The organism is Halomonas fontilapidosi, from assembly GCF_014192285.1.
Lineage (GTDB): Bacteria > Pseudomonadota > Gammaproteobacteria > Pseudomonadales > Halomonadaceae > Halomonas > Halomonas fontilapidosi.
The window spans coordinates 528,427-546,974 of record NZ_JACHXQ010000001.1 but is presented as its reverse complement, the minus strand read 5'-3'; the positions used below and the strand labels follow the sequence as shown (position 1 = coordinate 546,974).

Below are 18,548 nucleotides of genomic sequence, written 5' to 3'. Positions count from 1 at the left end.
AGAACGAAGGGCTGACACGAAGGGCTATGCATATCGACGCACTCAAGACTCTGGTGATCGACGCACTGGAGGACCTCAAGGCCCAGGACATCACCGTCCTGGATGTTTCACGATTGACCAGCGTGACCGACCTGATGGTGGTGGCCAATGGCACCTCCAGCCGCCACGTGGCGGCGCTGGCCGACAACGTCGTTCAGGCGGCCAAGGAGCAGGGCATGCCGCCGCTGGGCGTCGAGGGCGAGAACGGTGCCGACTGGGTGCTGGTCGACCTGGGCAACCTGGTGGTGCATGTGATGCTCCCCGAGACCCGGCAGCTCTACGACCTGGAGCGGCTATGGGCCGACCTGCCCAGCGATACGGGATCCCGGCTCGAGGAAGGGGTCCAGCGTTCATGAGGATCCGCCTGCTGGCGGTGGGCACGCGCATGCCCGATTGGGTAGCGTCTGGCGTCGAGGAGTACCGCAAGCGCCTGCCCAGGGACTTCGCCCTGGAGGTGGAGGAGATCACCCCGGGGCAGCGCGGCAAGAATGCCGACGTCAGCCGGGCCATGACGCTGGAAGCCGAGCGCATTCGTGGTCGTCTCAAGGGCGCGGAGCACCTCGTCGCGCTGGAGGTGGGAGGCAAACCCTGGAGCACCGAGCAGCTGGCCCGCGAGGCCGATGCCTGGCGCCTCGAAGGGCGAGACGTGGCACTGCTGGTGGGTGGCCCCGATGGCCTGGAGCCATCGCTCTCGGCGAGTGCCGACCAGCGCTGGTCACTGTCGCCGCTCACCTTGCCCCATCCGCTGGTGCGTATTCTGCTCGCCGAACAGCTCTATCGCGCCTGGACCCTGCTGGTGGGCCACCCCTATCACCGATGACGCGGGTTTTCTGGCCTCTTTTCTGCACTCTCGGCGCGAAACATGGTCCGATTCACGTGTGCTGCAGGCGCTTGTGTTCCATGACCGCTGAAGGCTTTCCTGCTCAATCACCCCGAGGTTGTCACCGAGCATGCGTCGGCGCCGCGAAACCCTGAAGAACCCGGAACAGGAGCTGCGTGTCTTCCGCATGCGCGCGCTGCTGGCCGTGCTGGTGGCGGTATGCCTGACCGGGCTGCTGGGCGGCCGGCTGTTCTATCTGCAGGTCGTGCAGCACGAACTCTACAGTACCCGCTCGGAGAAGAACCGGGTGCGTGTCGAGCCGCTGCCGCCCACGCGCGGCCTGATCTATGATCGCAACGGCGTGCTGCTGGCCGAGAACCGTCCCACCTACAACTTGACCCTGGTGCGAGAACGGGTCGAGGACCTCGATGCCACCCTGTCGCTGCTGATCGAGCTGCTGGGGGTGCCCGAGGAGGAGGCCGACGCCTTTCGAGCGCGCTCCCGCCAGCGACAGCGCCCCTTCCAGCCGGCACTGCTGATGAGCGATCTCGAGGAAGAGCAGATCGCCCGACTTGCGGTCAATCGTCATCGCCTGCCCGGTGTCGAGGTCGAGGCTCAGCTGCTGCGCTACTATCCCGATGCCGAGACCATGGTGCACGCGTTGGGCTATGTGGGACGGATCAACGCCGAGGAGCTCGCCAGCATCGATGCGGGCAACTACGCCGGCACCCACTTCATCGGCAAGACGGGGGTGGAGCGCTTCTACGAGGACGAACTGCACGGTCAGGCGGGGTTGCGCAAGGTGGAAACCAATGCCCGCGGGCGGGTGCTCCGCGAGCTCGGCCATACCGACCCGGTGCCGGGCAAGGACCTGACCCTGACGCTGGACAGCGAGCTCCAGAAGCTCGCCGTGGAACTGCTCGATGGCCGCCGCGGCTCGATCGTCGCGATCGCGCCGAAGAGTGGCGAGATTCTCGCCCTGGCCTCGGTACCGGGGTTTGACAGCAACCAGTTCGTCACCGGTATCGACGTCGCCTCCTACCGGGCGCTCCAGGAGGACCTGGACCTGCCGCTCTACAATCGGGCGATCCGCGGTCATTATCCGCCAGGCTCCACCATCAAGCCCTTCCTGGCCCTGGCGGGGCTGGCGGAGGGCAAGATCACGCCCGATAGCACCATCCGCGACCCCGGCTACTTCCAGCTGCCCAACGACTCCCGGCGCTACCGCAACTGGTTGCGCTGGGGGCATGGCCGGGTCGACCTGGAACGCGCCATTGCCGTGTCCAACAACACCTACTTTTATACCCTGGCTCATGACCTGGGCATCGATAAGATCCACGAGAACATGTCGGCGTTCGGCTTCGGCCAGCGCGTGGCCCACGATGTGCATGGCGAGAGCGATGCCCTGATGCCCTCGCGTGACTGGAAGCGTGGGCGCTTCAACCAGCCCTGGTACCCCGGCGAGACACTCTCGGTAGGCATCGGCCAGGGCTACTGGCAGCTCACCCCGCTGCAGCTGGCCACCGCCACGGCAGTGCTGGCCAATCGCGGGAACTGGGTCAAGCCTCGCCTGGCCCGCCAGGTCGGCGACGAGCAAGTGCCCGTCGAGCTTCCCGATACCCCACCCGACATCACGCTTGACAACGAGGGGTGGTGGGACCGGGTGTTCTCCGGCATGGAAAAGGTGGTGTCGGGCCACGAGGGCACCGCGCGGCGTATCGGCACGGACCTCGAGTATCGGATGGCGGGCAAGTCCGGTACCGCCCAGGTGTTCTCGCTGGGCCAGGACCAGAAGTACAACGCCGACGAGCTCAAGGAGCGGCTGCGCGACCACGCCCTGTTCATGGCCTTCGCACCGGTGGAGGACCCGCAGATCGCCGTGGCGGTGATCGTCGAGAATGCCGGTGGGGGCAGCACCCACGCCGCTCACCTGGCCAAGGCGATGACCGATGCCTGGCTGCTCGAGGATGAGGCGCCCGATAGCGAGGAGGTGCGCGACGTGCTCGAGCGCGAAGACGACCGGGTGGCGGGGAACTGACGATGATCTGGAACGAGCTGACCCGAGGCCTGCGCGCCCATCCCGTGAAGCCCTCGCTGAGCGGCATTGCGCGTCGGCGCAGCCTCTGGGAGCGCATTCATCTGGATCCCTGGCTGCTCGGCATGTTGCTGGTGCTGATGCTGGCCGGGCTGGTGGTGCTCTATAGCGCCAGCGGCCAACGCCTGCCGGTGGTGACCGCCCAGGCCATCCGCTTCGGGGTGGCCCTGGTGGTGATGGCAGGGCTTGCCCAGCTCTCGCCGACGACCCTGCTGCGCTGGACCCCGCCCCTCTATCTGGCCGGCGTGCTGATGCTGGTCGCCGTGGAACTGATCGGCGACATGGGCATGGGGGCCCAGCGCTGGCTGGAGATTCCCGGCGTCATCCGCTTCCAGCCCTCGGAGCTGATGAAACTGGCCATGCCCATGATGGTGGCCGCCTGGTTGAGCCGCCAGCCGCTTCCGCCGCGCTGGCGTGACCTGCTGGTATGCGCGGCGATCATCGGCGTGCCGGTGGTGCTGATCGCCAGGCAGCCCGACCTGGGTACCTCGCTGCTGGTCACCTCCGCCGGGGTCTTTGCGATCCTGCTGGCGGGGCTCTCCTGGCGCTTCATCGTGTTCTGTGGCGTGCTGGCGGCCTCTGCGCTGCCGCTGCTGTGGATGAACCTGCACAATTATCAGCGCCAGCGGGTGCTGACCTTTCTCGACCCAGAGAGTGATCCGCTGGGGGCGGGCTGGAACATCATCCAGTCGACCACCGCCATCGGCAGCGGCGGTTTCTGGGGCAAGGGCTGGCTGCAGGGCACTCAGTCGCAGCTGGAATTCCTGCCCGAGCGCCATACCGACTTCATCGTCGCGGTGCTCGGCGAAGAGTTCGGGCTCATCGGCATGCTGGCCTTCCTGCTGCTCTACCTGCTGATCGTGGGGCGCGGGCTGTGGCTCGCCGGCGCCGCTCAGGAAACCTACGGGCGCCTGGTGGCAGGCAGTATTACCCTGACCTTCTTCATCTATGTGTTCGTCAACGTGGGCATGGTCAGCGGCATCCTGCCGGTGGTCGGCGTACCGCTGCCATTGGTCAGCTACGGCGGGACCTCCAGCGTGACCTTGATGGCGGGTTTCGGTATTCTCATGGCCATTCATGCCCACCGCCGCCTGCTGCCGCGCTAGATAAATGGTATGACTCAGGGAGAGCTGCTATGACGGTATCGTCACCACGGAGAAAACGCTGGTTGACCTGGCTCGCGAGCGGCCTGCTGGCCTGGGGGGCGACAACGGCGCTGGCGGCGGACTTCGATCCTCAGCGCCATGCCGAGGCGCAACGCCTGATGGAGGAGCTAGCCGACAAGGGTGTTGACCGCGACTGGTTGCAGGCGGCCCTGTCCGACGCCGAGTTCCGCCAGCCGGTGCTGGATGCCATGGCCGGCGCCGCCGAACATCGCCTGCGCTGGGATGAATATCGCGCCATCTTCCTGGATGCGCCGCGCATCGCCAACGGGGCCGCCTTCATCGAGGCGCATTCGCAGGCCTTCGAGCGGGCCGAGGCCGAGTATGGCGTGCCGCCCGAGGTCATCGCCGCCATCATCGGTGTCGAGACCCGTTACGGAGGCGTCACCGGTCACCACCGCGTGCTCGATTCCCTGGCGACGCTGGCCTTTCATCACCCCAGCCGCGGTCGCTTCTTCCGTGGTGAACTGGCCGCCTTTCTGGAGATCGCCTTCGAGGAAGAGCGTGCGCCCGGCAGCCTCACCGGTTCCTACGCGGGGGCCATGGGCTACCCGCAGTTCATACCCACCAGCTACCGCGCCTACGCTGTGGACTTCGACGGCGACGGGATCCGCGACCTCTGGACCAACCCGGTGGATGCCATCGGTAGCGTGGCGAACTACCTCGCCGAACACGGCTGGCGCGCCGGCGAGCCGATCTACCACCAGGCCGAGGGGCCCGCATCGCCTCCCGCCGGTATCGACTTCAACCGCGCCGCTCGGCCGCCCGCCGTGCCGTCAGCAGCGCTCGCCGCCGCGGGCCTCGAGGTGCCGGATGCGCTGGCCGATGCGCATCGTCTGCTGCCGGTGGCGCTGGAGGATGGCGAGGACAACTGGCGCTACGTGCTCGGCGAATACAATTTCTACGTGATCACCCGTTACAATCACAGCCACCTGTATGCGATGGCGGTGACCGAACTGGCTGAGGCGATCACCGAAGTGCGGGGCCTGGATGCTCACTGGCTCGAGGCCACCGACACCACCCCGGGAGACGTTTGATGAGACGCACTCTGGCTGCCTTGAGCGTGCTGCTGTTATTGGCCGGCTGTGCCGGGGGCGGTGGCGGGCCGCGTCCGGTGGCCGACGAGGCGGTCAGCCAGTCTCCGGACGCCGCAACGGGTGGCGGGCGCTATGCTCTGGCCGGCGACGCCTACCCCGAGGACCCGCCCGATGTCGCCACAGTGCCCGACGCGGTGCCGCGTCGCGAGGCGCGCTCCCGGGGCGGCAACGCCTCGTCCTACGAGGTGTGGGGCAAGCGCTATGAGGTGATGGCGGATGCCAGTGGCTACAGCCGCCGGGGCAGGGCGTCCTGGTACGGCGAGAAGTTCCATGGCTATGCGACCTCCAACGGCGAGATCTATGACATGTACAAGATGAGCGCCGCCCACCGCTCCCTGCCCCTGCCCAGTTTCGTCCGCGTCACCAGCCTCGACAACGGGCGTTCGGCGATCGTGCGGGTCAACGATCGCGGCCCCTTCCACAGCGAGCGCGAGATCGACCTCTCCTACGCGGCGGCTGCCCGCCTGGGCATCCTCGAGCAGGGGACCGGGCGGGTGAAGGTCGAGGCCATCGACGTGGAGCGCTGGATCGCCGACAACGGCGCTACCGCGCAAAACGACGCGCAGTCGACTCCCGTCGAGCAGGTCACCTCCCGGCAGGTCTCTGATGCCGCTGCGCCGCAGCGCGTACTAGACCCGCCCGTGGCTGACAGCGGCGTCTTCCTGCAGGTGGCGGCCCTAGGCTCCGCCGCGAGCGCCCGCCAGCTGAAGTTGCGCCTGGAGGGCGAGATCGACCGGCCCGTGCGCGTCGCCAGTGCCACCGGCCTCCACCGCGTGCAAGTCGGCCCGCTGGACAATGCCGGCCAACTGGCCCCCGTCCGCGAACAACTGCGCCGTGCGGGCTTTGCCCAGGCTTTTGTCGTCAACGATGCCGACTGAGTCGGCGCTCCTTTTTTCGAATGACCCCGCGATGCCCTTGATGAGAACCCTTGCCATGAGATTCACGCTTTCCTTCCGCCGTAACGGGCTGTTGCCGCTGCTGCTGGCCGGCCTGCTGCTGGTCGCCTCACAGGCCTCGGCTCAGGCGATTCCGACGCCTCAGACCATGATCCCCTCTCCGCCGCAGCTGGCGGCCACCTCCTGGATCTTGATGGATGCCGACAGCGGCCGGGTACTGGTCGAGCACAATGCCGACGAGCGCCTGCCACCGGCCAGCCTGACCAAGCTGATGACGGCCTATCTCGTGGAGCGCGAACTCGATCGTGGCAACATCTCGCCCCAGGACCAGGTGCCCATCAGCGAGAAGGCCTGGCGCACCGGGGGATCCAAGATGTTCATCGAGGTCGACACCCTGGTGAGCGTCGACGAACTGCTCAAGGGCATCATCATCGTCTCGGGCAACGATGCCAGTGTGGCCATGGCCGAGCACCTGGCCGGCGGCGAGCGCCCCTTCGCCGACCTGATGAACCAGCACGCCACCCGGCTGGGCATGCATAACACCAATTTCGTCAATGCCACCGGCCTGCCCGACGATAACCACTACTCGTCGGCCCGTGATCTGGCGCTGCTTTCCCAGCACATCATCAATGACTACCCGGAACACTATGCCAACTACGCCAGCAAGCAGTTCAGCTACGGCGGTATCGAGCAGCCCAATCGCAACCGCCTGCTGTGGCGCGACAACAGCGTCGATGGCCTGAAGACCGGCTGGACCGAGGCCGCCGGCTACTGCCTGGTGGCCTCGGCCAAGCGTGACGACATGCGCCTGATCTCGGTGGTCATGGGCACCGCGTCCGAGGAGGCCCGGGCCCAGGAGACCCAGAAGCTGCTCAGCTACGGGTTTCGCTACTACGAGACCCTCAAGCTTTACGACGCCGGCGCCGTGCTGAATACCCCGCGGATCTGGGGGGGCGACAAGAACGAGCTGCGCGTCGGCGTCGACCGCAACGTGGTCATGACCGTGCCGCGCGCCCGCAATGAGGAGCTCACCGCCAAGCTGGACATCGAGGCCGATCTTACCGCCCCCATCGAGGCCGGTGTTCGGGTGGGCACCATGGAGGTGCGCCAAGGCGATGAGGTGGTTGGCGAACGGCCCCTGGTGGCGCTCGAGAACATCGAGGAGGGCGGGTTGTTCAAGCGCTTCTTCGACCAGGTGCAGCGCTTCTTCACCAACCTCATCGGCGGCTGGTTCGACTAGGGCCGGCGTTGGTCTCTCCGCGCCAGGTTGGGTAAAATGCGGGCATATTCCCGACCTGCCGGAAGGCTTCATGAATGACAACTCCCTGCGTGATCTTCGCAAGCCTCGCCGCCAGGCAGCTGGCAAGCCGCCGAAGATCACCTTTCCCTGCGACTACCCGATCAAGGTCGTCGGCGACGCCGCCGAGGATTTTGCCGCCACGGTCTGCCAGATTGTCATCCGGCATGACCCGAGCTTCGACGCGAGCACCATTCAGGTGGTGCCCAGCCGCCGGGGCCGCTTCCAGTCGGTGCGCCTGACGATACGCGCCACCGGCGAGGTGCAGCTCAAGGCGCTCTTCGACGAGCTCAAGGCCACGGGCCGCGTGCACATGGTCGTCTGATGGCAGCCGGATGCGAGCGGTCACCGATCCAGCTGCATCGCCTCGGGCGTCGTCCCTATACGCCTGTCTGGCAGGCGATGCGTGAGCTCACCGACGGACGAGATGCGCAGACCCCCGACCAGTTCTGGCTGGTCGAGCACGACCCGGTATTTACCCAGGGACAGGCCGGCAAGCCCGAGCACCTGCTGATGCCGGGCGATATCCCGGTAGTGGCCACCGATCGCGGCGGGCAGGTGACCTACCATGGTCCCGGCCAGGTTGTGCTCTACCCGCTGCTCGACGTGCGCCGCGCACGCCTGGGCGTGCGCGACCTGGTCAGTGCGCTGGAGAATGCCGTGATCGCCCTGCTGGCCGAGCATGGCGTGGTGGCCCAGGCCCGACCGGACGCGCCCGGGGTCTATGTCGGGGAGGCCAAGATCGCTTCCTTGGGGTTGCGGATCCGTCGTGGTGCCAGCTTCCATGGCGTGGCGCTCAACGTCGACGGCGACCTCTCGCCCTTTCAGCGCATCAACCCCTGCGGCTATGCCGGCATGGCCATGACCCGCCTGGCGGACCTGATTGACGACGGCGCCGACGTCGCGGCGGTGGGGGAGGGCCTGGCGGCGTGCCTGGCGCGGGAACTGGGGAGGGAGCTAGCAGCGCCAAGCAGCCATGCGCCGAGCCACAAGTAACCCCCCGAAGGCAATGATCTTCGGGGGGTTGTTTTTGTTTTCGGGGCTCACTCTGGATTGCTTGGCCGCTTGGCCGCTTGGCCGCTTGGCCGCTTGGCCGCTTGGCCGCTTGGCCGCTTGGCCGCTTGGCCGCTTGGCCGCTTGGCCGCTTGGCGCTCAACCCACATTCACCGCGTCGATGCGGTTCGGGTCGGCCTGCTGGCCGGGTACCTCGGCGGGGGCGGCCAGGCCCAGGTTGTTCTTCTCGAAGACGCGGTCGGCCCGGTAGCTGGAGCGCACCAGGGGGCCGGACGGTACCTCCATGAAGCCCTTCTCCAGGCCCAGCACGCGATAGCGTTCGAACTCTTCCGGCGTGACCCAGCGCTCCACCGGCAGGTGGTTGCGGGTGGGGCGCAGGTACTGGCCGAGCGTGACGATGTCGACGCCGATGGCGCGCAGGTCGTCGAAGGTCGCCAGGATCTCCTCTTCGGTCTCGCCGAGACCGAGCATCAGGCTGGTCTTGGTGATCACCCCCGGGCGGTGGCGCTTGGCATGGGCCAGCACGTCCAGGGTCTTGCGATAGCCGGCCCGAGGGTCGCGAACCCGCTCGGTGAGCCGCTCGACGGTTTCGACATTCTGGGCAAAGACCTCGAGGCCCGAATCGACGACCCGCTCGATGGCCGAGGGCTCGGCGTCGAAGTCCGGCGTCAATGCCTCGACGACTACCTCGGGGGTGCGGGCCTTGATGGCGCGGATGCAGTCGGCATAGTGGGTGGCGCCGCCATCGGGCAGGTCATCGCGATCCACGGAGGTCAGCACGATGTAGCGCAGGCCCATCAGCTCGACCGAGCGAGCGGTATTGTCCGGCTCTTCCGTGTCCAGCCAGCCCCTGGGGTTGCCGGTGTCTACCGCACAGAAGCGGCAGGCACGGGTGCACACCGAGCCCATCAGCATGATCGTGGCGGTGCCGTTGCTCCAGCACTCGCCCTGGTTGGGACAGTGTGATTCGGCACAGACGGTGCTGAGACGATGGGTGGCCACGTTCCTCTTGACCGCCTCGAAGCGTTCGCCGCCGGGAATCTGGGCGCGCAACCACTTCGGCTTGCGGCCGTCGGCAGCGCCGTCTTCGACCTGGCGACGTACCTTCATGCCATCCTTGATGGCGGCCGTGCCATGATCGTTGCGGTATTTCTCTCCGCTGGAGACGCGTGGGGAGGGGGTGTCGCGCATAGCTGTGAGCCTCTCTGCTCGCCGGCTGTCGACGCCATGCGGGCGCTGCCGCGGGATCTCCGGGAGTGCGCCGGTCGGCGGTTCCAGGCAGCCTGGCACGTCGAATGATTCGGGGATCTATGCCCCCAAAAATACCACAGGAATTGTCACCCTGGACAGCCGCGGCCCGTGCCCTGGGTCACCCGGCGGACCGTCGTTGCGCCGTTGGCCGCCGACCATCGATGCCATGGCGCGGCAAGGGCGGCGCGAAGCGGCAAAAGGTCTCGGCGCCTGATGCGCCGCCCGCCCGCTATGTGCGTGCCGCTCGCGCGCTATGCGCAGGCAGAGGACCTGAAACGCGCTTAGGAGTGTGGCATCCCGTGCTCGCCTCAGCGCGCCGCATACGCTATATTGCACTGCAACAAAGCCCGATTTCATGCATCGGCACCGGGACTGCCCGGCACCGAGCAACCCTGGAGCTGAAAAATGAATTCCCTGATACCGACTCCTCCAGCCAGCATGCTGCCCCTCGTGGATCCGTTCGGTTTCGGACGTGCCGCCTGCAACTACTGGCGCGACACCCTGGAGCGCAGCGTGCTCTTCATGGATGTCATGCGCCAGCGCGGCAACCAGTACCTCGAGCATATCGAGAAGACCAAGCCCAATGTGCTGGGCTTCGACACCGAGGTGCTGATGGATGGGCGCAACCTGCCCCGTCCGGTCAACTACGAGCTGCTGCGCATCCAGCCGCCCGCGGGGGTCGAGACCGACCTGCAGATGCGCCCCTTCGTGGTGGTAGACCCGCGCGCCGGTCACGGCCCCGGCATCGGTGGCTTCAAGCCGGATAGCGAAATCGGCGTGGCGCTGCGCGCCGGGCATCCCTGCTATTTCATCGGCTTTCTGCCCTATCCGGTGCAGGGCCAAACCGTCGAGGACGTGGTCGAGGCCGAAGTCGCCTTCCTTCGCCACATCATCGAGCGGCATCCGGAGACCTCCGAGAAGCCGATGGTGGTCGGCAACTGCCAGGCCGGCTGGCAGATCATGATGGCCGCCGCCCTGGAGCCTCAGCTCTTCGGTCCACTTCTCATCGCCGGTGCACCGCTCTCCTACTGGGCTGGCGAGCACGGCAAGGCGCCGATGCGCTACACCGGCGGGCTGACCGGTGGCAGCTGGATGACCTCGCTGTTCAGCGACCTGGGCGCCGGCCTCTTCGATGGCGCCTGGCTGGTCCAGAACTTCGAGCGCTTGAATCCGGCCAATACCTGGTGGACCAAGCAGTACCGGCTCTACGCCCAGGTCGACACCGAAGCCGAGCGCTACCTGGAGTTCGAGCGCTGGTGGGGGGGGCATGTGGTCCTTGGCGGTGACGAGATCCAGTACATCGTCGACAACCTGTTCGTCGGCAACCGGCTCTCCACCGCCCAGCTGGTGACCTCGGACGGCCGCCGCATCGACCTGCGCAACGTGCGCTCCCCGGTAGTGGTGTTCTGCTCGCGCGGCGATGACATCACGCCGCCGCCGCAGGCCTTGGGCTGGGTGCGCGACCTCTACGAAGGGGTCGAGGACGTGATCGCCAACGAGCAGACCATCGTCTATTGCGTCCATGACACCACCGGCCATCTCGGCATCTTCGTGTCCGGCAGTGTCTCCCGCAAGGAGCACGCCGAGTTCACCGCCAACATGGACTACATCGACGTCCTGCCGCCCGGCCTCTATGAGACCACCGTCTCCAGTGCCGCCGAGCGTGAAGATGCCGAGCTGATCGAGCGCGACTACCTGCTCGAGTTCTCGCCTCGCACCATCGAGGAGCTCGACCAGGAGGTTCAGCATGACCCCGAGGACGACACCCGCTTCGCGGCGGTGGCGCGGATCTCCGAGATCAATCTGGGCCTCTACCGCCTGTTTGTGCAGCCCTGGATCCGTGGCCTGGCGACCCCTGAGTCCGCCAAGTGGATGCGGCGCATGCACCCCAACCGCATGGGCTACCGTCTGCTTTCCGATCGCAATCCGTTGATGACCGCGATTCCGGTGCTGGCCGACAAGATCCGGGCCGACCGCCATCCGGTTCACGAGGACAACGTCTTCCGCGCGGTCGAGGGTATCTTCTCCGACCAGATCACGCGCAGCCTGAATGCGTGGCGCGATCTGCGCGACAGTAGCAGCGAGCGTTTCTTCCTCGACTTCTATGGCCAGCCGATGCTGCAGGCGATGGTCGGCCTGGGCGGTGACGCCCATGCGCATCGCCGTCGTCCGGGGGCCGAGCCGGAGCATCGCCGCTTCATCGAGCGTCGCCGTGATGAGGTACATCGCGCTACCACCCAGGGCGGCAGCCACGAGGCGGTCATGCGCTCGGTGATCCATGTGCTGGGTGGGGCCCCGGCGACTGACGAGCGCAACTTCAAGCGGCTGCGCGCCTCGCGCGCCGAACTCGAGCCGGGCATCCAGCTGGCCGACTTCAAGCACCTGGTGCGTGAGCAGTTCTTCACCCTGCAGCAGGATCATGAAGCGGCCCTGGCGGCCATCCCGACCCTGCTGCGCGGGCAGACGGCCAGTCAGATCGATGCCCACCTGGCGCATATCGAGCATGTCCTGGCGGCCAGCGGCGAGCTGAGCGAGCATGCCGCGGATCGCTTCGAGCACATCAAGGCGCTGTTCCACCAGGCCATCAAGCAGGCCCCGCAGGAGGAGCAGGAGGCGCGGCGCGAGGCCCAGGCGAGTGTCGCCAGCCAGGCCCAGGCCGGCCAGCTCGCCCGCCATGAGATGGAGAGCCTGATGGAGTCGCTGCCCGTCGCCCAGCCGGCGCCATCGGCGGCCTCCCGCCAACAGGCAGCCTCTGCGGCTCCGTCCCCGACGCCTGCCAGCGAGCCTGTTGCCACGGCCCCGGTCAAGGAACCTGTCAGCGAGCCCGCTGCCAAGGCACCGGTGCAGGCGCCTGCCGCCGAGGCCAAGGCCGCTGAGGCGCCCCCGGAGTCCGCGTCTGACGCCGTGTCTGAGACGGCCTCCAAGGAAGCGCCTGCTCAGGGCGGTGATGACTCCGACCAGGGCACTGAAGGCGCTGAACAGGGCAGTGAGGGCTCCAGTCAGAGTGCTGAAGGCTCCGACCAGGGCGCCGAAGGCTCTGCCGATGCCAAGGCAAACCCCGGCAGCGCATCAACGGCCAGCGCGAATACGGCCGCAAGCACCAAGGCGCCGGCCAGGCGCAAGCCCGCCAGCCGCGGCACGCCGCGGCGGCGGACGCCGCGCAAGACCGACAAGAGCTGATCGGCTCTTCCCGCCGCACCCGCGCCCCCGCCACCCTTCGGCGGGGGCGCGCTCGTTGAGTCCGGCATCCTTTCCGGCTTGGCGTGATAACGTCCGGGAAGCTAGGGTCAAAAGGTCGTCCGATCAGCCTGGACAATGCCACTATCCGCGATCACCACGGGGGCCGGCTGCCGGCGGCGACTGGCGTGACGTCGAGCGCTGGGGTAGGGTAAGCGCATTTTTCACCCGCGCAACAGGGTGACCGAAACCGTCTGGTGCCAGCCGTCGCGCTGGCGTCATCAGCACAGTGGAGCACTATGGGCAAGTCACTGGTCATCGTCGAGTCGCCGGCCAAGGCCAAGACGATCAACAAGTATCTCGGCAACGACTTCATCGTGAAGTCGAGCGTGGGGCACATCCGCGACCTGCCGACCAGCGGCTCTGGCAAGGCAGCCACGGACCCCAAGGAGCGTGCCCGCCAGGCGGCCGCGACCCGCAAGATGTCGCCCGAGGAGAAGGCCGAGCACCGCAAGCGCAAGTCCCATGACCAGCTGATCCGGCGCATGGGCATCGACCCCGAGCACGGCTGGGAGGCGCATTACGAGATTCTCCCGGGCAAGGAGAAGGTGGTGGCCGAGCTCAAGAAGCTCGCCGAGAAGGCCGATACCGTCTATCTCGCCACCGACCTTGACCGCGAGGGGGAGGCCATCGCCTGGCACTTGCGCGAGACCATCGGTGGCGACGAGACTCGCTATCGGCGGGTGGTGTTCAACGAGATCACCAAGAACGCCATCCAGGACGCCTTCCAGGATCCCGGCAGCCTGAACATTCCGCGCGTCGAGGCCCAGCAGGCCCGCCGCTTCCTCGATCGCGTGGTGGGCTTCATGCTCTCACCGCTGCTGTGGGCCAAGATCGCCCGTGGCCTCTCCGCCGGTCGGGTGCAGTCGGTGGCCACGCGGCTGATCGTCGAGCGTGAGCGCGAGATCCACGCCTTCATTCCCGAGGAGTTCTGGGACGTCCAGGCCGACCTGGTGCCCCACGTCGACGGGGCCGGCGGCGACCAGCCGGCGGTGCGCTTCGAGCTGGTGCGTCAGGACGGCAAGGCGTTCCGACCCACCTCCGAGGCCGAGACGCTGGAGCGCATTGCCCCGCTGCGCCAGGCGAACCTGGCGATCACGGCGAGGGAAGACAAGCCGACGCGCTCCAAGCCGAACGCGCCTTTCATCACCTCGACCCTGCAGCAGGCGGCCAGCGGTCGCCTGGGGTTCTCGGTGAAGAAGACCATGACCCTGGCCCAGCGCCTCTACGAGGCCGGCTATATCACCTATATGCGGACCGACTCCACCAACCTCTCGAAGGATGCGGTGGAGAACGTGCGGGAGTTCATCGGCTCGGAATTCGGCTCCCGCTACCTGCCCGAGGCGCCCAATCGCTACTCCAGCAAGGAGGGCGCCCAGGAGGCCCACGAGGCCATCCGCCCCTCCGAGGTCGCGCGCCGCGCCACCGACCTGGCCGGCATGGAACGCGACGCCGAGCGGCTCTACGAGCTGATCTGGCGCCAATTCGTGGCGTGCCAGATGACGCCCGCGGAGTACCTCTCCAGCACCCTGACCGTCGAGGTCGATGGCTTCGAGCTGCGCGCCAAGGGGCGGGTGCTGAAGTTCGACGGCTACACCCGGGTGATGAAGCCGATGGGCCGCAAGGAGGAGGATCAGTCGCTGCCCGACCTCGCCGAGGGCACGCCCATGAGCCTGGCGCAGCTCGATCCCCAGCAGCACTTCACCAAGCCGCCGGCGCGCTATACCGAGGCCAGCCTGGTCAAGGAGCTGGAGAAGCGCGGTATCGGCCGTCCCTCCACCTACGCCTCGATCATTTCCACCATTCAGGACCGCGGCTACGTCACCCTGGAGAATCGGCGCTTCTATGCCGAGAAGCTCGGCGACATCGTCACCGAGCGGCTCAAGGAGTCCTTTCCCGACCTGATGGACTACTCCTTCACCGCGCGCATGGAGGATGGTCTCGACGAGGTGGCCGAAGGGGAGCGCAACTGGCAGGCGCTGCTCGATGCCTTCTATGCCGAGTTCAAGAAGGAGCTCGAGGAGGCCGAGAGCGAGGATGGCATGCGGCCCAACCAGCCGGTGCCGACCGACATCGACTGCCCGACCTGCGGGCGCAAGATGCAGATCCGCACCGCTTCCACCGGTGTCTTCCTGGGCTGCTCGGGCTACAACCTGCCGCCCAAGGAGCGCTGCAAGACCACCATCGACCTGCTGCCCGGCGACGAGGCGGTGGCCGCCGATGCCGGCGAGGATGCCGAGACCGATGCGCTGCGGGCCAAGCATCGCTGTCCCAAGTGCGGTACCGCCATGGACAGCTACCTGATCGACGAGACCCGCAAGCTGCACATCTGCGGCAACAGCCCCGATTGTGACGGCTACGAGGTCGAGAAGGGCAAGTTCCGCATCAAGGGCTACGATGGTCCGACCATCGAGTGCGACAAGTGCGGCAGCGAGATGCAGCTCAAGACCGGCCGCTTCGGCAAGTACTTCGGCTGCACCAACAGCGACTGCAAGAACACCCGCAAGCTGCTGCGCAGCGGGGACGTGGCGCCGCCCAAGATGGACCCCATCCCCATGCCGGAGCTCGAGTGTCAGAAGGTCGACGACCACTACGTGCTGCGCGACGGTGCCAGCGGCCTGTTCCTGGCGGCCAGCAAGTTCCCCAAGAACCGTGAGACGCGCCCGCCGCTGGTCAAGGAGCTCAAGGCGCATGCCGAGGAGTTGCCCGACAAGTACCGCTACCTGCTCGATGCCCCCAGCGAGGATCCGGACGGCCGCCCGGCGCAGATCCGCTTCTCGCGCAAGGCCAAGGAGCAGTATGTGATGACCGACGAGGGTGGCAAGGCCACCGGCTGGAAGGCCAACTTCGATGGCCGCCAGTGGCACGTGGAGGACAAGCGCAAGTGACGCCGCGATCCCGCACCAATCAGCTGCTCTATCAGGCCGAGCTGCTGCTCGAGACGCCGGTCGGCAGCGACGAGCACGCCCAGGCGCGGCGCATGGCCGCGGAGGAGGGCAGCCTGGCGCTGGCCGAGCTGGCGCTGCAGTCGCTGCTGCGTGAAGTCACCGAACTCGCCAACCTGGAGCGTCACGACTGGCGTGAGCTGCTCGGCCCCGAGGGCGCCGACATTGCCGAATTGCATCGTCTGCGCGAATTGGCCGTGCGCCCCGACAGCTGGCTGGCCTGGCTGGTTGGAAAGCTCGAGGCGCTGCACGGCAGCGATGGCGTGGCCCGCCGCCGCAGCGGCGCCGCCGCCGGGTTGATCGCCGTGGGCAGCGGCGCAGCACTGGGGGAAGAGCTGAGCTGGTGTCTCGCCGAGGCCAAGGCCGAGATCGCCGCCCTGCGCGAAACCAGCGAGGAGTGGTAGGGCGCCTGGCAACCTTCAAACAGACGCTTATAATCGGGTTCCTTGCTCCCCGATCGGTCGACCCACATGAATGCCACCGCATGCAAGCGCCTGTTCCTTGCGCCGCTGTTGGCCCTCCTGCTGGCCTCGGCCGTCGCTGAGGCGGCCGACCTCGTCCTTGACGCCCGACTGATGCCGGGGGGCGAAGCCGATTTCCCCGCCCTGCGTCAGGAGTTCTCGCGCCTTTCTGCCGGTCGCCCCACGCCCGGGCTCGCGCCGGCACGGCCCGGTGCCGGCGCAGCGCTGCCCGGACGGGATGTGCTGGAAACGCCCGACTTTCTTGTCGCCGCGGCGCCTTTCGGACAAGAGCCGCTTGCAAGCGCTAGCCGAATCGTGCTGATCGGCCCGCCTGAAACGCTCGACGCCGCCGTCGACGCCCTGGTCGGCCAGGCGCGAGCCCACGGTGCCACGTTGGTGTCGCTGCCCGTCGACGAATCTGCCCTTGAGCCCGACGATGCTGCCCTACGCGGGGCCGACGCCGCGCTGGTGCTCGCCCTGCCGCACCTCGACGAGGCCGCCCAGCGCCGGCTCTTCGCCATGCTGGTCGAGGCCGGGGTGCCCAGCATGGCACTGACCGACGCCCGCCAGGTGGAGCGCGGGGTGCTGCTCTCCTCGCCGCAGGCGCTGGATCACGACGCCTGGCGACGCGCGGTGGCGCTACGCCTGGCGGATCGAGCCGCGGGGCGCCGGCCCGAGCCGCTGGATGAGCGACCCACGCTGCCGCGCCCCTGGCTCAACCTGGAAACGGCGGCACGTCTCGACCATTCGCCAAGCTTCGATCTGCTCAGCCGGTCGCGGCTGATCGGCGAGGCCGTCGCGCCTCGGCACGGCCCACTGGATCTTGAGCGGGCCGTGGCGCTGGCACTCGCCGACAACCTGGGGCTTGCCACCGTGCGCCAGGAGATCCAGGTCGAGGCCTTCGATCGCGACCTGGCGGCGTCGCGCTACCGTCCCAATCTTTATCTGGAGGCCACCGGACGGGTCATCGACGAGACACGCGCGCGTCTGGCCCTCGGTCAGCAGCCCGAGCGGCTGGCCAGCGGATCGGCGGTGCTCGAGCAGCTGCTGTTCTCCGAGCCGGCCCTGGCGGCCATCGAGATTGCCGACCGCCGCGACCGTGCGCGGCGCGCCGAACTCGAGGTGGAGAGCCTCGATGTGGCACTCGACGTGTCAGCCGAGTTCCTCGATCTGCTCAGGCTCGATGCCAGCCGCAAGGTGCTCGAGGCCGATCTCGAGCTGGCCCGCGCCCAATACGACCGGGCGCAGCGCGGCGAGGTGGCCGGCGCGGTAGGGCGTGGCGAGGTGGCCCGCTTCGCGGCCGAGCTGGCCCAGGCCCGCGAGCGCCATGAGCGGGCAGTCGCCGACCGGGAGCGGCTGCGAGTGTCGCTCAATCGACGCCTTGGCCGTGACCCCGCCAGGCCGCTGGAACCGGCCGAACCGGACCTGACGCGCGTCGAATGGCTGGGCGGCGACGCGCGTTTCGCCACGGTCCTCGACAATCCCGCGCGCTTTGCCGACTGGCAGTCACGGCTGGTGACCAGCGCCTTGCGCCACTCCGCGGAGCTCGACGCGCTGGGCGAGTTGCGCCGCGCCGCCCAGCGTGAGCTGGTCTCGCGCCGTCGTGCCTTCTGGCTGCCCGAAGTGGGCCTGGAGGCCCGCTACACCAGCGAACTGTCCCGCGACGGCGCAGGCGACCGGGCGCCCTGGGAGTCGTCCCGGCCGCTGGTCCAGGCCGGTGTTGGGGCGCTGGAAAGGCTGGGCGTGTCGCTGCCCGAGACCGGCCGCGACCAGTGGAGTGTCGGCGTCTCGGCGCGGCTGCCGCTCTATGCCGGGGGCCGGCGCAGCATCGAACGCGACCGCAGCGCGGCTCGCCTCGAGCAGGTGGCGCTCGAGGACGCCGAGGCGCGCCTTGGGCTGGAAGCGCGGCTGCGCGCGGCGAGCGTCGAGCTGCTTGCCGCCTGGCGGCGCATCACCCTGCGCGACGAGGCACGCGGCCACGCCGAGGAGGCGCTGGAACTGGCCGGAGTGGCCTGGCGGGAAGGGGCGCTGTCCCAGGTCGCGCTGATCGACGCCCGGACCAGCGCGCGCCAGGCGGGGCTCGCCGCCGCCGAGGCGCGCTGGCAGGCGCTGCAGGCGCTGGTGCACCTGCAGCGTGCACTGGGCATGACGCCGGGCCCCATGACGACCGCGGCCCGCGACCGACTGCTGGCGGGCATCGACAGTACGCTACCCAGCGGAGGACGGCGATGAT

Annotated in this window: 14 protein-coding genes; 13 read left to right on the top strand and 1 reads right to left on the bottom strand. The window is 67.9% G+C overall.

Annotated elements, in window-relative coordinates:
• Positions 1–26 precede the first annotated feature (26 nt).
• From rsfS to lipB, 9 genes are all read left to right on the top strand, one after another.
• Positions 27–395, top strand: coding sequence for a ribosome silencing factor (gene rsfS / locus FHR95_RS02510; protein WP_040186226.1), 369 nt, complete (start codon positions 27–29; stop codon positions 393–395).
• Positions 392–859, top strand: coding sequence for a 23S rRNA (pseudouridine(1915)-N(3))-methyltransferase RlmH (gene rlmH, locus FHR95_RS02505; RefSeq protein WP_040186227.1), 468 nt, complete (start codon positions 392–394; stop codon positions 857–859). Before rsfS ends, rlmH begins: the two co-directional genes overlap by 4 nt.
• Positions 860–989: 130 nt before the next feature.
• Positions 990–2,897 (top strand): penicillin-binding protein 2, encoded by a 1,908-nt coding sequence (gene mrdA / locus FHR95_RS02500; protein ID WP_183313230.1) that lies wholly within the window; start codon positions 990–992, stop codon positions 2,895–2,897.
• A 2-nt stretch (positions 2,898–2,899) separates the two neighbouring features.
• Complete coding sequence (gene rodA, locus FHR95_RS02495; protein ID WP_040186230.1) at positions 2,900–4,060, top strand: rod shape-determining protein RodA; 1,161 nt, start codon at positions 2,900–2,902, stop codon at positions 4,058–4,060.
• A gap of 29 nt (positions 4,061–4,089) precedes the next feature.
• Complete coding sequence (mltB, locus tag FHR95_RS02490) at positions 4,090–5,154, top strand: lytic murein transglycosylase B (protein ID WP_183313229.1); 1,065 nt, start codon at positions 4,090–4,092, stop codon at positions 5,152–5,154.
• Complete coding sequence (locus FHR95_RS02485) at positions 5,154–6,092, top strand: septal ring lytic transglycosylase RlpA family protein (protein WP_183313228.1); 939 nt, start codon at positions 5,154–5,156, stop codon at positions 6,090–6,092. The genes mltB and FHR95_RS02485 overlap by 1 nt, the downstream gene beginning before the upstream one ends.
• 55 nt (positions 6,093–6,147) lie before the next feature.
• Complete coding sequence (locus tag FHR95_RS02480; protein WP_246378322.1) at positions 6,148–7,350, top strand: D-alanyl-D-alanine carboxypeptidase family protein; 1,203 nt, start codon at positions 6,148–6,150, stop codon at positions 7,348–7,350.
• Positions 7,351–7,420: 70 nt separating this feature from the next.
• Entirely contained in the window at positions 7,421–7,732 is a 312-nt protein-coding gene (locus FHR95_RS02475; RefSeq protein WP_040186237.1) for an HP0495 family protein, read from the top strand.
• The gene (gene lipB / locus FHR95_RS02470; protein WP_183313226.1) at positions 7,732–8,403 is read left to right on the top strand and encodes a lipoyl(octanoyl) transferase LipB; all 672 of its coding nucleotides are present in this window, start codon (positions 7,732–7,734) and stop codon (positions 8,401–8,403) included. Before FHR95_RS02475 ends, lipB begins: the two co-directional genes overlap by 1 nt.
• A gap of 156 nt (positions 8,404–8,559) precedes the next feature.
• On the opposite strand, the gene lipA is transcribed toward lipB, so the two are convergent.
• The gene (gene lipA, locus FHR95_RS02465; RefSeq protein WP_040186239.1) at positions 8,560–9,612 is read right to left on the bottom strand and encodes a lipoyl synthase; all 1,053 of its coding nucleotides are present in this window, start codon (positions 9,610–9,612) and stop codon (positions 8,560–8,562) included.
• A gap of 465 nt (positions 9,613–10,077) precedes the next feature.
• On the opposite strand from lipA, the gene FHR95_RS02460 reads away from it, so the two are divergent.
• The 4 genes from FHR95_RS02460 to FHR95_RS02445 all read left to right on the top strand — a co-directional run bounded on the left by FHR95_RS02460 (position 10,078) and on the right by FHR95_RS02445 (position 18,547).
• On the top strand, positions 10,078–12,852 hold the full coding sequence (locus FHR95_RS02460; protein ID WP_183313225.1) for a DUF3141 domain-containing protein: 2,775 nt from the start codon (positions 10,078–10,080) through the stop codon (positions 12,850–12,852).
• Positions 12,853–13,148: 296 nt separating this feature from the next.
• Positions 13,149–15,797 (top strand): type I DNA topoisomerase, encoded by a 2,649-nt coding sequence (gene topA, locus FHR95_RS02455; RefSeq protein ID WP_183313224.1) that lies wholly within the window; start codon positions 13,149–13,151, stop codon positions 15,795–15,797.
• Positions 15,794–16,258: a DUF6586 family protein gene (locus FHR95_RS02450; protein ID WP_040186247.1), complete on the top strand. Its 465-nt coding sequence runs from the start codon at positions 15,794–15,796 to the stop codon at positions 16,256–16,258. The genes topA and FHR95_RS02450 overlap by 4 nt, the downstream gene beginning before the upstream one ends.
• A 66-nt stretch (positions 16,259–16,324) precedes the next feature.
• Positions 16,325–18,547: a TolC family protein gene (locus tag FHR95_RS02445; RefSeq protein ID WP_183313223.1), complete on the top strand. Its 2,223-nt coding sequence runs from the start codon at positions 16,325–16,327 to the stop codon at positions 18,545–18,547.
• Position 18,548 lies beyond the last annotated feature (1 nt).

What these genes read in the sequence shown, in the direction of transcription:
- rlmH (WP_040186227.1), top strand. Translation starts at nt 392, where the DNA reads ATGAGGATCCGCCTGCTGGCGGTGGGCACGCGCATGCCCGATTGGGTA.
- mltB (WP_183313229.1), top strand. Translation starts at nt 4,090, where the DNA reads ATGACGGTATCGTCACCACGGAGAAAACGCTGGTTGACCTGGCTCGCG.
- FHR95_RS02475 (WP_040186237.1), top strand. Translation starts at nt 7,421, where the DNA reads ATGAATGACAACTCCCTGCGTGATCTTCGCAAGCCTCGCCGCCAGGCA.
- topA (WP_183313224.1), top strand. Translation starts at nt 13,149, where the DNA reads ATGGGCAAGTCACTGGTCATCGTCGAGTCGCCGGCCAAGGCCAAGACG.
- lipA (WP_040186239.1), bottom strand. Translation starts at nt 9,612, where the DNA reads ATGCGCGACACCCCCTCCCCACGCGTCTCCAGCGGAGAGAAATACCGC.
- FHR95_RS02485 (WP_183313228.1), top strand. Translation starts at nt 5,154, where the DNA reads ATGAGACGCACTCTGGCTGCCTTGAGCGTGCTGCTGTTATTGGCCGGC.
- FHR95_RS02460 (WP_183313225.1), top strand. Translation starts at nt 10,078, where the DNA reads ATGAATTCCCTGATACCGACTCCTCCAGCCAGCATGCTGCCCCTCGTG.
- FHR95_RS02445 (WP_183313223.1), top strand. Translation starts at nt 16,325, where the DNA reads ATGAATGCCACCGCATGCAAGCGCCTGTTCCTTGCGCCGCTGTTGGCC.
- rsfS (WP_040186226.1), top strand. Translation starts at nt 27, where the DNA reads ATGCATATCGACGCACTCAAGACTCTGGTGATCGACGCACTGGAGGAC.
- FHR95_RS02480 (WP_246378322.1), top strand. Translation starts at nt 6,148, where the DNA reads ATGAGATTCACGCTTTCCTTCCGCCGTAACGGGCTGTTGCCGCTGCTG.
- lipB (WP_183313226.1), top strand. Translation starts at nt 7,732, where the DNA reads ATGGCAGCCGGATGCGAGCGGTCACCGATCCAGCTGCATCGCCTCGGG.
- rodA (WP_040186230.1), top strand. Translation starts at nt 2,900, where the DNA reads ATGATCTGGAACGAGCTGACCCGAGGCCTGCGCGCCCATCCCGTGAAG.
- mrdA (WP_183313230.1), top strand. Translation starts at nt 990, where the DNA reads ATGCGTCGGCGCCGCGAAACCCTGAAGAACCCGGAACAGGAGCTGCGT.